We start from the raw sequence: 13,231 nt of genomic DNA, 5'->3' as shown, positions 1-13,231 counted from the left end.
TGCCCTGCCGCGGGCACTCCCGCCGTGTGTGCCCTAAGCGCCCCCTAACCGCCTGTCCCTGGCACAAACGTCCACGACGGCGGGCACCGCGCGCGGCCACGGATTCGGCGGCGGGACGTGTGCGTCCACGCGGGCTGGGTAGTCGCGGCCACAGAGGGCTCCCGCGGCGCGGGCACCACGCGCGGGAGTGAGCGCGACGAGACGGGGGATCCCGATGGCCGGGTCCTGGCCCCCGGGAGAGGAAGCACCATGGCCGACTTGGTCGCTGACCACGTACTGGCACGCCTGCGGGAGTGGGGGATCGAGCACGTCTTCTCCTACTCGGGCGACGGCATCAACGGTCTGCTCGGCGCCTGGGGGCGCGCCGACAACCGGCCCAAGTTCATCCAGTCCCGCCATGAGGAGCTGTCGGCGTTCGAGGCCACCGGCTACGCCAAGTTCTCCGGCCGCGTCGGCGTCTGCGCGGCCACGTCCGGGCCCGGCGCCATCCACCTGCTCAACGGCCTCTACGACGCCAAACTCGACCACGTCCCCGTGGTCGCGATCATCGGGCAGACCAACCGCAGCGCGATGGGCGGCGCCTACCAGCAGGAAGTCGACCTGATGTCGCTGTACAAGGACGTGGCCGGCGACTACCTGCAGATGGTCACGGTGCCCGAGCAGCTGCCCAACGTGCTGGACCGGGCGATCCGCACGGCGATCACGCGGCGCACGGTCACCGCGGTCATCATCCCGTCCGACGTGCAGGAGCTGGAGTACTCGCCGCCGACGCACGACTTCAAGATGGTGCCCTCCAGCCTGGGCGTCTCGCGCGGCCAGGTCATGCCCTCCGCGGAGGGGCTGGCGAAGGCCGCGGAGATCCTCAACGCCGGCGAGCGGGTCGCGATCCTGGCCGGGCAGGGGGCGCGCGGCGCGGCCCGGGAGCTCACCGAGGTCGCCGACGTCCTCGGCGCCGGCGTGGCCAAGGCCCTCCTGGGCAAGGACGTGCTGTCGGACGAGCCGACCTTCGTGACCGGTGCGATCGGCCTGCTCGGGACCCGACCGTCCTACGAGCTGATGCGCGACTGCGACACCCTGCTCGTGGTGGGCTCCAACCTGCCCTACAGCCAGTTCCTGCCGGACTTCGACCAGGCACGGGCCGTGCAGATCGACATCGACCCGACGATGCTCGGCATGCGGTACCCGTTCGAGTGCAACCTGGTCGGCGACGCCACCGAGTCGCTGCGGATGCTGCTGCCGCTGCTCGAACGCAAGACGGACCGGTCCTGGCGCGAGAAGATCGAGAACAACGTCGAGCGGTGGTGGCAGGTCCTCGAACAGCGGGCGCACGTCGAGGCGGACCCGGTCAACCCCGAACTCGTCTGCCACGAGCTGTCGCCGCTGCTGCCCGACAACGTGATCGTGACGTCGGACTCGGGGTCGGCCGCCAACTGGTACGCCCGCCACCTGCGCTTCCGCCAGGGCATGCGCGGGTCGCTCTCCGGCACGCTCGCGACGATGTGCCCGGGTGCGCCCTACGCCACGGGTGCGAAGTTCGCCCACCCCGACCGGCCGGTGATCGCGCTGGTGGGTGACGGGGCCATGCAGATGAGCGGCCTCAACGAGCTGATCACGCTCTCCCACTACGCCAAGGAGTGGGACGACCCGCGCGCCATCGTGGCCGTCTTCAACAACGGCGACCTGAACCAGGTCACCTGGGAGCTGCGCGCGATGGGCGGTACGCCGCAGTTCATTCCCTCGCAGCGGATCCCGGACCTGTCCTACGCCGGGTTCGCCGAGAGCCTGGGGCTGCTGGGTATCCGGGTCGACAGCCCGGAGGGTGTGGGCGACGCCTGGCGCCGGGCACTGGCCGCCGACCGGCCCGCGCTGCTGGAGTTCGTCACCGACCCGGCCATCCCGCCCATTCCGCCGCACGCCACGCTCGACCAGATGCAGAGCACGGCCGAGGCGCTGGCCAAGGGCGACCCGGAGGCGTGGTCGGTGATGGCGCAGGGGATCAAGTCCAAGGCCCAGGAGTTCCTCCCGGGCAAGCGCTGAGCCGGAACGACCGGCAGGGACGACCGGCCGGAGACAGTGGGAGCCGGCCCCGTGACGGGGCCGGCTCCCACCGCGTTCGTGCCGAGTGCCGCTACTCGGCCTCGGACAGCGTCACGTCCACACCGCCGACGAGGTCGGCGACCAGGTTGTAGAGCATCGCGGACACGGTCGACAGCGCGGTGATGAGCACGATGTTCAGCGCTCCCACCACACCCGTGTAGCCGAGCACGCGCCCGGGCGAGAACCAGGCGGCCGGGTTGAGCCCCAGCTCGTCCTCGGATCCGTCGCCCTCCAGGAGCGCGTTGATCATGTTGGTCAGCTCGTCGAAGACGCCCAGCATCGACAGCGTCACGTAGATCACCGTGATCGCCACGAACAGGACGATGAAGGCGACCAGGGAGACGACGAAGCTGAACTTCATCACCGACCACGGCTCCACTCTGGAGACCGTCAGGTGCGCCTTGCGGCTCGACAGGGTCGCCTTCACGGCGTTGGTCCCCTGGGGGACCGCGTCCTTCGGATCCGTCACTGGTGCCTCTCCCGCCTCCGTGCGATCCGCCACCGACTCATGCCCCGCATCCGTCTCGTCCCCGCCCCGCTCCGCGGACGTGCCTGAGGCCGCCCCCGCGGCCGCGGCCGTGGTGCCCTCGGAGTCCTCGGAGTCCTCGGAGTCCTCCGGGCGCTCGGTCTCCGCGGAGACCGTGGCCTTCCCGGAGTCCTGGGCCGCCTCGGACACCGTGGTGTCCTCGGTGTCCTCGGAGACCGTGCCGGCCCCGGCCGCCTCGGTGTCCTCAGCCTCGTCGGCGTCCCGGACGCCCTCGGTGGCCTCGGTGTCCTCGGCCCCCTGGGTGGACTCGGCCTCCTCGGTCACCCCGGTGGTCTCGGCCCCGGACTCATCCGCAGCCTCGTCCTCCGTGGCACCCTTCGCGGAGGCCTCCGCCGGCTCCCCGGCCTCGGACCCGTCCGGCTCCTCGGACGTGTCCACCGCCGTGTCGGTGTCGGGCTCCGCCGTGTCAACGGCGCCCGGCTCCGGCGCGGCCGTCTCCGGGGCGTCCGAGTCGGATTCGTTCGTCGTGGTGTTCCGCTGGTTCTCAGACATAGAAACGTTACCGCTGGACTTTCTTTGGGACCGGTGAATGGGGCAAGAGGTGTCCCGCGGGGCCGCGATGTGCCCCACGGGACGTACCAGGCTTATCGCGCAGTCTAGGCCTCGGAGTTCTGCGCCTCGGCTGCCTCGTCACCCGTGTCGGCCACCTCGGCCTCCACCTCTTCCGCGGCCTCGGCGTTGCGCGCCACGGCCACGATCTTGTTGCCCTTGTCGAGGTTCATCAGGCGGACGCCCATCGTGGTGCGGCCCGACTGCTTGACCTCGTCGGCTCCGGTCCGGATGACCCCGCCGGCTGACGTGATCGCGAAGATCTCGTCCACCTCCGGGTCGACCATCAGCGCGCCGACCAGCTTGCCCCTGGCCTCCACCACCTTGGCCGTCAGAACGCCCTTGCCGCCCCGGTTCTGCACCGGGTACTGCTCGGAGGGGGTGCGCTTGGCGTATCCGTTCTCCGTGGCGACCAGGACGTCCGTGGACCCGTCGCCGGGGCGGATGACGTCCATGCTCAGGAGGTAGTCGCCCTCCAGGAACCGCATGCCGATCACACCGCTGGTGGCGCGGCCCATCGGGCGCAGCGACTCGTCCGAGGCGGAGAAGCGGATCGCCTGGGCGTCGCTGGAGATCAGCAGCAGGTCGTCGTCGGGGAACACCAGCCGCGCGGCGATCAGCTCGTCGCCCTCGCGGAGGTTGATCGCGATGATGCCGGCCGCGCGCGCGGAGTCGAAGTCCTCCAGCCGCGACTTCTTCACCAGGCCCTCACGCGTGGCGAGCACCATGTACGGCGCGGCCTCGTAGTCGCGCAGGGCCATGATCTGCGCGATCTCCTCGCCCGGCTGGAACGGCAGCAGGTTGGCCACGTGCTGGCCGCGCGCGTCCCTGGCTGCCTCCGGCAGCTCGTAGGCCTTCGTCCGGTACACCCGGCCCTGGTTCGTGAAGCACAGGATCCAGTGGTGGGTGGTGGTGACGAAGAAGTGCTGGACGATGTCGTCCTGCTTGAGCTGCGCGCCGCGCACGCCCTTGCCGCCGCGCTTCTGCGCCCGGTAGTTGTCGATCCGGGTGCGCTTGGCGTAACCGCCGCGGGAGATCGTGACGACCACGTCCTCCTCGGCGATGAAGTCCTCCATCCGCATGTCACCCTCGAACGGGATGATGTGCGTGCGGCGCTCGTCGCCGTACTTCTCGACGATCTCGCCCAGCTCCGCGCGGATGATGGAGCGCTGGCGCACGTCCGAGGAGAGGATGTCGTTGTAGTCGGCGATCTGCGCCATGAGCTCGTCGTACTCGGCGGTCAGCGCGTTGCGCTCCAGGGCCGCCAGCTTGCGCAGCTGCATGTCGAGGATGGCCCGCGCCTGGATGTCGTCGATGTCCAGCAGACCCATCAGGCCGGTGCGCGCCTCGTCGGCGGAGGCGCTGGCCCGGATGAGGCTGATGACCTCCTCGATCCGGTCCATGGCCTTGAGCAGCGCGCGCAGGATGTGCGCCCGCTCCTCGGCCTTGCGCAGCAGGTACTGGGTGCGCCGGACGATGACCTCGACCTGGTGCTTGACCCAGTGCCGGATCATCTGGTCCAGGCGCAGGGTCCGCGGCACGCCGTCCACCAGCGCGAGCATGTTCGCGCCGAAGGTGTCCTGGAGCTGGGTGTGCTTGTAGAGGTTGTTCAGCACCACCTTGGCCACGGCGTCGCGCTTGAGCACGATCACCAGGCGCTGGCCGGTGCGGCCGCTGCTCTCGTCCCGGACGTCGGCGATGCCGGTGATCTTGCCGTCCTTGACCAGGTCGGCGATCTTCTCGGCGAGGTTGTCCGGGTTGACCTGGTAGGGCAGCTCGGTGACGACCAGGATCTGGCGGCCCCGGCTGTCCTCCTCCACCTCGACCACGGCACGCATGGTGATGGAGCCGCGCCCGGTCCGGTAGGCCTCCTCGATCCCGCGCTTGCCCACGATCAGGCCGCGGGTGGGGAAGTCCGGGCCCTTGATCCGGGCCATGAGCTCGTCGAGGAGCTGCTCGTCCTCGGTCTCCGGGTTGTCCAGGTACCAGTAGACGCCCTCGGCGACCTCGCGCAGGTTGTGCGGCGGGATGTTCGTGGCCATACCGACCGCGATGCCCGACGAGCCGTTGACCAGCAGGTTCGGGAAGCGGGCCGGGAGCACGACGGGCTCGGAGGAGCGGCCGTCGTAGTTGGGCCGGAAGTCGACGGTCTCCTTGTCGATGTCCCGGAGCATCTCCATCGCCAGCGGCGCGAGCTTGCACTCGGTGTAGCGCATGGCGGCGGCGGGGTCGTTGCCCGGCGACCCGAAGTTGCCGTTGGGGTCCACCAGCGGCATCCGCATCGACCAGGACTGCGCCAGGCGGACGAGGGTGTCGTAGATGGCGCTGTCACCGTGCGGGTGGTAGTTGCCCATCACGTCGCCGACGACGCGGGCGCACTTGAAGTACCCGCGGTCGGGGCGGTAGCCGCCGTCGTACATCGCGTACAGGACGCGCTGGTGGACGGGCTTGAGCCCGTCGCGGACGTCGGGGAGGGCACGGCCGACGATGACGGACATCGCGTAGTCGAGATAGCTGCGCTGCATCTCGACCTGGATGTCGACGGGTTCGATCCGGTCGGTCACACGGGCCGGCGTCTCCGCTGCGGACTCCGTACCCTCAGGGACGTCCGGGTTGTTCGCATCCGTCACGGATGTCGATCCCTTCTCAGTAGTTCACTGCCCGGGGCCACCGGGCCTGCCTGCGGTACGGGACTAGATGTCCAGGAAACGGACGTCCTTGGCGTTGCGCTGGATGAAGGAGCGCCGCGACTCGACGTCCTCTCCCATGAGCACGCTGAACATGTCGTCGGCCTGGGCCGCGTCCTCCAGGCTCACCTGGAGCAGGACGCGCCGGTCGGGGTCCATCGTGGTGTCCCACAGCTCGTTGGCGTTCATCTCGCCCAGACCCTTGAACCGCTGCACCATGTCACGCGGGCGCGGGTCGCGCTTGCCCGCGGCGATCCCGGCCTCGATGAGGCGGTCGCGCTCGGCGTCGGAGAAGGCGTAGTCGGCGTCGCTGCCCTTCTGGTCCCACTTGATCTTGTACAGCGGCGGGGCGGCCAGGTAGACGTTCCCGGCCTCCACCAGCGGCTTCATGAAGCGGAACAGCAGCGTGAGCAGCAGGGTCCGGATGTGCTGGCCGTCGACGTCGGCGTCGGCCATGAGGATGACCTTGTGGTACCGCAGCTTGTCGGCGTCGAACTCCTCGTGGATACCGGTGCCCAGGGCGGTGATGATCGCCTGGACCTCGTTGTTCTTGAGGATGCGGTCGATGCGCGACTTCTCGACGTTCAGGATCTTGCCGCGGATCGGCAGGATGGCCTGGTTGTGGGGGTTGCGCCCGCCCTTGGCCGAACCGCCCGCCGAGTCACCCTCGACGATGTAGACCTCGCACTCCTCCGGGTTGGTCGACTGGCAGTCGGACAGCTTGCCGGGGAGGGAGGTGGACTCCAGGAGGGTCTTGCGGCGGGTGAGGTCGCGGGCCTGGCGCGCGGCGACGCGGGCGCGGGCCGCCTGGCTGGCCTTGGACACGATGTCCTTGGCCTCGCCCGGGTTGCGCTCGAACCAGTCGCGCAGGTGCTCGTTGGTGACCTTCTGGACGAAGGACTTGGCCTCGGTGTTGCCCAGCTTGGTCTTGGTCTGGCCCTCGAACTGCGGGTCGGCCAGCTTGATCGAGATGATCGCGGTCAGGCCCTCGCGGATGTCGTCACCGGTGAGGTTCTCCTCCTTCTCGCGCAGCAGCTTCTGGTCCCGGGCGTAGCGGTTGACCAGCGTGGTGAGCGCGGAGCGGAAGCCCTCCTCGTGCGTACCGCCCTCCGCCGTGTTGATGGTGTTGGCGAAGGTGTGCACCGACGAGGTGTACGACTGGTTCCACTGCATGGCGATCTCGGCCGAGATGCCGTCGCCGTCCTCCTCGAACGAGATGATCGAGGCGTGGGCCGGCTCCTTCTTGGTGTTGATGTGCCGGACGTAGTCGGCCAGACCCTCGTCGTAGTGGAAGGTGTTGACCGTCGGGCCGCCGTCGGTGTGCTCGGGCCGCTCGTCGCGGATGGTGATGGACAGCCCCTTGTTGAGGAAGGCCATCTCCTGCATCCGGCGCGCGAGGGTCTCGAACGTGTAGACCGTGGTCTCGAAGATCGACCCGTCGGCCCAGAAGGTGATCTGGGTACCGGTCTCGTCGGTCGCCTCGCCCTTGACGAGCTCGCCGGTGGGGGCGGTCATCTCGTAGTGCTGGCGCCAGACGTGGCCGTCCTTGCGGATCTCCACGTCCAGGGCCGTGGACAGGGCGTTGACGACGGAGACGCCGACACCGTGCAGACCACCGGAGACCGCGTAGGACTTGCCGTCGAACTTGCCACCCGCGTGCAGCGTGGTGAGGACGACCTCCACCGCCGGGCGCTTCTCCACGGGATGCTCGTCGATCGGGATACCGCGGCCGTTGTCGGCCACCCGCACCCCGCCGTCGGCCAGCAAGGTCACCTCGATGGCGTCGGCGTGACCCGCCAGCGCCTCGTCGACGGAGTTGTCGACCACCTCGTACACCAGGTGGTGCAGGCCCCGCTCTCCGGTGGAACCGATATACATCCCGGGGCGCTTGCGTACTGCCTCAAGCCCCTCCAGGACCGTGATTGATCGAGCGTCGTAGGCCAAGTGGGAACACCCTCCTGCTGGGGACGCCTGCCGACCGCGGCCGCGCGGCAACGGTCAACCCGCGGACCGGTGACCATGGGTGTCGACATGCCGTCACACCTGGGGGATCACCACTCGCCGCACGGGCCGTCCGCCCACCCTCTCCTGGGGGCGTGGTACCGGCTACAGGCGTCTGAAGAACCGTCCCCATGATACCCCGCGCGGTGCGACAAAGTGGCATTGGCGGCCCTGTGCCGCTCCAGATCGAACGTTCAGGGCGGGAGTCGAGTCCCTACACGCGGGACGCCCCTCGAGCAAGTCCCGGCGCGGTTCAGTGGCGTTGAGCCCCCTCTGCCGTCCCCCGGACCGGGCCGGACGAGGGAAACGGTCGCCGGAGGCCGGGGGATCGGTCACCCCTGTACCCCCGCTCACCTGCGGAAACCATGGCCACAAGCAGGACGGAAGTACACGGACGGGCATATTTGGTCGGTTATCGACGCCGGGAGCCGGGTCCCTTGACCTTGATCGCGACGACCGTCCCCTCGCCCAGCTCCTCGTTGAGGCGGCGCATGAGATCGCGCACCATCGCGCGTGCGTGGGCGGCCATCGTCGGTGAATCGGCTACGACGACGAGTTCTCCGTCCGAAAAACTCTCCGGGCGGAGGTGCTCGGCGTTGAACGCGCCCACGATGTCCGCCCACCGGCCGAACACCCCGCCGATGGCGACCTGCTCCTGCCAGCCGTGCTCGATCAGCCACGTGCGCACCGCGTCGCCGAAGAGCTGGGGCTCGTTGCGTGACCGGAACCGGCCACGCCGCCGGGAGCGCGGGGCGCCGCGGGGCACCGCGCCGCGCTCGCGTGCCTCGGCCCGGGCGCGCGCCAGGGCCTGCCGAGCGAGGTCGGCGCCGGAGGCGGCGGGGGTCGCGGGCGCGCCGGGGGCGTCGGCGGCCGCGGGGGAGGGGGACCCGGGAGCAGGAGCGGGCGGGGCCGGTTCGGCCGCCCCGGCGCGACCGGGCCGCACCGCGTCCGGGGACGGGCCGGGCGCGGGTCCGTCCACAGGCTGTGGACGGACCCGGCCGACGCCCGGACCCGGGCCGGGGCCGAACGACGCCTGCGCCGACCGTGGATCCACAGGCTGTGGACGGGCCTCACTCACTCTCGACACTCCCCTCGCGCACGCCGAACCGCGCGCCGTCGAGTTCCTGGGGGATGTCGTCCGCCACCGCCGCGGTCACCAGCACCTGCTCGGCGTCGCGGACCCGCTCGGCCAGTCGGCGGCGCCGCTCGCTGTCCAGTTCGGCGAACACGTCGTCGAGGATGAGGACGGGGTCGTCGCCGTCGGCCCGCAGCAGCTCGAAGGCGGCCAGCTTGAGCGACAGCGCGTAGGACCACGACTCGCCCTGGCTCGCGTACCCCTTCGCCGGCAGGTCGCCGAGGCTGAGCAGCAGTTCGTCGCGGTGCGGGCCGACCAGGCTCACCCCGCGCTGGAGTTCGCGTTCCCGCGCCCCGGCCATGGCCGCGCGCAGCGTGTCCACAAGCTGTGGACGGTCGGCGGGGAGTTCTGTGCCCTCCTCCACCGCCGAGGAGCGATAGGTGGGGACGGCGGGGCCGCCGGAGTCGGTCAGCCCTGCGTAGGCCTGGGCGACCAGCGGGCGCAGCGCGGCGACCAGGTCCAGGCGGGCGGCGAGCAGTTCGGCCCCCGTCTGCGCCAGGTGGTCGTCCCACACCTCCAGGGTGCTCAGGTCCGGTTCGCGCCCGCCGCGTCTGAAGAACTGCGCGGAGGCCGACTTCAGCAGCGCGTTGCGCTGCTTGAGCACCCGGTCGTAGTCGGAGCGCACCCCCGCCATCCGCGGCGCCCGCGCCACGAGCAGGTCGTCCAGGAAGCGGCGCCGCTCACCGGGATCGCCCTTGACCAGGGCCAGGTCCTCCGGGGCGAACAACACGGTACGGAGCACGCCCAGCACCTCGCGCGGGCGGCCGACGGGCGACTGGTTGAGGCGGGCGCGGTTGGCCCGGCCGGGGTTGAGTTCCAGGTCCACGACCATCGAGCGCTCGTCGCGCACCACCTTGGCCCGGATGATCGCCCGCGGCGCGCCCTGGCGTACCAGCGGGGTGTCCGAGGAGACGCGGTGGCTGCTCAGCGCGGCGACGTAGCCGACCGCCTCGACGAGGTTGGTCTTGCCCTGGCCGTTGGCGCCGACGAAGACGCTGACGCCCGGCCCCATCTCCACCAGCGCGGAGGTATAGGACCGGAAGTCGGCCAGTTGCAGGTGGGAGACGTACATCCGGCCCTCCTCAGTGGCTCTGGCTCGCTCCGCTCGCTTGGTCGGGCGCCCGGGTGGCCAGGAATGGGGTTGAAGCAAGCACAGTGAGGCGCTTCGGTGTGTTCGCTCGTTCCTCACGAACCCACCTACGACCTCTCCAGAGCCCTGGCGGCGCCCAACCCAACCCCCCTGCGGCTTGGGCGGGTTGAAAGACGAACCCCCGTACGGGCGCCCGCGCGAAGGCGGGGGTCGGCGGCCGAACCTCCGGCCACGGCCCCGCCGAGACGAGCGCCTCGGAGTCGGTCCTAGTCGCGGGAGGGCGTGCGCGGGTCCGGGTCGGACTTGGTGACCGCGTGGCCGCCGAACTGGTTGCGCAGGGCGGCGACGACCTTCATCGCGGGGCTGTCGTCCTGCCGGGAGGCGAAGCGGGCGAAGAGCGCGGCGGTGATCGCCGGGGCCGGCACGGCGTGGTCCACGGCGGCCTGGACGGTCCAGCGGCCCTCACCGGAGTCCTGCGCGTAGCCGCGCAGCTCGGAGAGGTCGGGGTCCTCCTCCAGGGCCCGGCTCAGCAGGTCGAGCAGCCAGGAGCGCACGACCGTGCCCTCGCGCCAGCTCTCGAAGGTGCCCGGGACGTCGTCCACGATGCCGGAGGCGGTCATGAGCTCGAAGCCCTCGGCGAAGGACTGCATCATGCCGTACTCGATGCCGTTGTGGACCATCTTCACGAAATGCCCGGCACCGACCGCTCCGGCGTGCACGAAGCCGCCGCCCTCGTCGGGGGTCAGGGAGTCGAAGACCGGACGGGCGCGCTCGACGTCCTCCTTGTGGCCGCCGACCATGATGCCGTAGCCGTTCTGGCGGCCCCAGACACCACCGCTGACGCCGACATCGAGGTAGCCGATGCCCTTGGCCGCGAGGTCGTCGGCGCGCGTGCGGTCGTCCACGTAGTGGGAGTTGCCGCCCTCGATGACGAGGTCGCCCTCCTGGAGCAGGTCGCGCAGCTCGTTGATGGTGGTGACCGTGGGGTCGCCCGAGGGGACCATGACCCACACGACGCGGGGCGCGGCCAGCCGCGACACCAGGTCCTGGAGCGTGTCGACGTCGCGCTCCGGCGACATGACGTCGAAGCCGACGACGTCGTGGCCCTTCTCCCGGAGCCGGGCGGCCATGTTGCCGCCCATCTTCCCGAGCCCGATCATTCCGAGTTGCATGTCTTCGCTCCCCTTCGCCACCTGTGGACATGTGGACGCCGATCGGCCCGGGCGGTGTCCTCGGGCCGGCGGCGGCAGACGTCAGTCAATCGAACCCGTCCCGGATCAGCCGGACAGGCGCACCGGCATGATGAGGTAGCGGTACTGGGCGGGCGCGCCCTCCTCGGCCGGCTTGCCCGTGAGGATCGCGGGCTTGGTCGAGGTGGTGAAGTGCAGGCGGGCCACGTCGGTGCCGATGGCGCCGAGCCCGTCCAGCAGAAACCCGGAGTTGAACGCGATCTGGATGTCCTCACCGTCCAGGTCGGCCTCCAGGACCTCGACGGCCTGGGCGTCCTCGCCGGTACCGGCTTCCAGGACCAGGCGGCCCTGGGAGAACGCCAGCCGCAGCGGGGTGTTGCGCTCGGCGACCAGCGAGACACGCTTGACCGCCTCGACGAACTCGGAGCGGCTGACCTCGGCGACAGTGTTGAAGCTGTCCGGCAGCAGCGCCCGGTACTTTGGGAACTCCCCGTCCAGCAGGCGCGTGGTGGTGCGGCGGCCGCCGCCCTCGAAGCCGATCATGCCCTCGCCGCCGTCGCCGCTGGAGAGCGCGACGGAGACCTCGGCACCCGAGGTGAGGGACTTGGCGGTGTCGTGGAGCGTCTTGGCCGGGACCAGCGCGACCGCGGAGAGCTCGGGGTTCTCCGGCTTCCAGGTCAGCTCGCGCACGGCCAGGCGGTAGCGGTCGGTGGAGGCGAGGGTGATGGTCTCGCCCTCGATCTCGACCCGGACGCCGGTGAGCATCGGCAGGGTGTCGTCGCGGCCTGCGGCGACGGCCACCTGGCTGACCGCGGCGGCGAAGGCGTCACTGCCGACCGTCCCGCTCACCCCGGGCATCTCCGGGAGCGTGGGGTAGTCCTCGACCGGCATGGTCGTGAGCGTGAACTTGGCGCTGCCGCAGCTGACGACGACCTTGGGCCCGTCGGTGGCGACCTCCACGACCTGTGGAGGAAGGTTGCGCGTGATCTCGGCCAGCAGCTTGCCGGGGACCAGGACCTGGCCCGGCTCGTCCACCTCGACGTCGACCGCGGCCTGGGTGGAGACCTCGTAGTCGAAACCGGCCAGGCGGACCTGCTGCCGACCGTCGAACTCTCCTGCGTCGAGCAGGACGCCGACGAGCACCGGGACCGAGGGGCGCGTCGGGAGTGTGCGCGCGGTCCAGGCGACTGCGTCGGCCAGTACGTCGCGTTCGACCCGGAACTTCACTTTCCGACTCACTTTCCGCACGACCGGCGGACCGGTCGCAGCCTCAACGTTGCAGCTCGTGGTGTCTGAAGGGGTGGTCCGAGGTCTCCGGTCGTCGGCGGGCGGGCGTCGTCCACAGGGTGTGTGCGGACTCCGTTCGGTGCCACCGGGGAGGGCCCTCGGATCCCGTTGGGGTCACCGCTCCGATCGGGCGGCGCAGGACAGGGGCGAGACCACACGTTACCCGGATTCCTCCGCTGCCGCTGACATCTCGGGAGGGCGCCGCCGTCGCTGCCGACTCATCGCTTTGTCCACAGTTTTTCCGCGGAGCGGTTGAGAAGCCACATCTGGGCTAATGAAGGTGCGTCGTAGTAGTAGGGGCTGTGGATAGTGTGGATAACCATCGTTTTACCAGGTCAACACCGGAATTTTTATCCACAGAGCCTGTGGACGACCCTGTGCGTAACTCCGGGTCCCTGTGGACGGTGAGAGGGGCCCACAGCTTGTCCACACTCCGTCCACAGCCGCGTCCACAGGTTTTCCCCAGGTTCTCCACAGGCGCACCGGTTCGAGCGCTCCGGACGTCCACCCGTCCGTCCACAGAAGCGACCGGGTTACCCACAACTTCGGAGCCGTTGTCCACAGGTTGTCCACATGCTTATCCACAGAATTCGCGCCCTTCCTGTGGATAACTCGGCCAAGAAACCTGGAAACTTTTTTCGGCGGCCC

The 13,231-nt window shown here is 70.1% G+C and carries 8 protein-coding genes; 1 reads left to right on the top strand and 7 read right to left on the bottom strand.

Annotated features, from left to right (window positions below):
- Positions 1 to 249 precede the first annotated feature (249 nt).
- Positions 250 to 2,037: a thiamine pyrophosphate-requiring protein gene (locus HNR10_RS15555; protein WP_179824285.1), complete on the top strand. Its 1,788-nt coding sequence runs from the start codon at positions 250 to 252 to the stop codon at positions 2,035 to 2,037.
- Between the two features lie 91 nt (positions 2,038 to 2,128).
- On the opposite strand, the gene HNR10_RS31995 is transcribed toward HNR10_RS15555, so the two are convergent.
- The 7 genes from HNR10_RS31995 to dnaN all read right to left on the bottom strand — a co-directional run bounded on the left by HNR10_RS31995 (position 2,129) and on the right by dnaN (position 12,523).
- Positions 2,129 to 2,908, bottom strand: a complete 780-nt coding sequence (locus HNR10_RS31995) for a DUF3566 domain-containing protein (protein ID WP_376769794.1) — start codon at positions 2,906 to 2,908, stop codon at positions 2,129 to 2,131.
- Positions 2,909 to 3,240: 332 nt separating this feature from the next.
- Positions 3,241 to 5,823 (bottom strand): DNA gyrase subunit A, encoded by a 2,583-nt coding sequence (gyrA, locus tag HNR10_RS15545; RefSeq protein WP_179824284.1) that lies wholly within the window; start codon positions 5,821 to 5,823, stop codon positions 3,241 to 3,243.
- A 63-nt stretch (positions 5,824 to 5,886) separates the two neighbouring features.
- Complete coding sequence (gene gyrB / locus HNR10_RS15540) at positions 5,887 to 7,824, bottom strand: DNA topoisomerase (ATP-hydrolyzing) subunit B (RefSeq protein WP_179824282.1); 1,938 nt, start codon at positions 7,822 to 7,824, stop codon at positions 5,887 to 5,889.
- 469 nt (positions 7,825 to 8,293) lie between these two features.
- Entirely contained in the window at positions 8,294 to 8,824 is a 531-nt protein-coding gene (locus HNR10_RS15535; RefSeq protein WP_376769793.1) for a DUF721 domain-containing protein, read from the bottom strand.
- A gap of 127 nt (positions 8,825 to 8,951) precedes the next feature.
- Entirely contained in the window at positions 8,952 to 10,088 is a 1,137-nt protein-coding gene (gene recF / locus HNR10_RS15530) for a DNA replication/repair protein RecF (RefSeq protein WP_179824280.1), read from the bottom strand.
- A gap of 284 nt (positions 10,089 to 10,372) precedes the next feature.
- Positions 10,373 to 11,278 (bottom strand): phosphogluconate dehydrogenase (NAD(+)-dependent, decarboxylating), encoded by a 906-nt coding sequence (gene gnd / locus HNR10_RS15525; RefSeq protein WP_179824278.1) that lies wholly within the window; start codon positions 11,276 to 11,278, stop codon positions 10,373 to 10,375.
- Between the two features lie 105 nt (positions 11,279 to 11,383).
- Positions 11,384 to 12,523, bottom strand: a complete 1,140-nt coding sequence (gene dnaN, locus HNR10_RS15520) for a DNA polymerase III subunit beta (RefSeq protein WP_179824276.1) — start codon at positions 12,521 to 12,523, stop codon at positions 11,384 to 11,386.
- Between the last annotated feature and the right edge of the window lie 708 nt (positions 12,524 to 13,231).

The organism is Nocardiopsis aegyptia (assembly GCF_013410755.1).
In the GTDB taxonomy this organism is placed as follows: Bacteria; Actinomycetota; Actinomycetes; order Streptosporangiales; family Streptosporangiaceae; genus Nocardiopsis; species Nocardiopsis aegyptia.
This window is presented reverse-complemented; position numbering and strand designations above follow the sequence as displayed.

Bases quoted from the DNA above. Each gene is read 5' to 3' on its own strand.
- HNR10_RS15555 (WP_179824285.1), top strand. From the start codon at position 250: ATGGCCGACTTGGTCGCTGACCACGTACTGGCACGCCTGCGGGAGTGG.
- gnd (WP_179824278.1), bottom strand. From the start codon at position 11,278: ATGCAACTCGGAATGATCGGGCTCGGGAAGATGGGCGGCAACATGGCC.
- recF (WP_179824280.1), bottom strand. From the start codon at position 10,088: ATGTACGTCTCCCACCTGCAACTGGCCGACTTCCGGTCCTATACCTCC.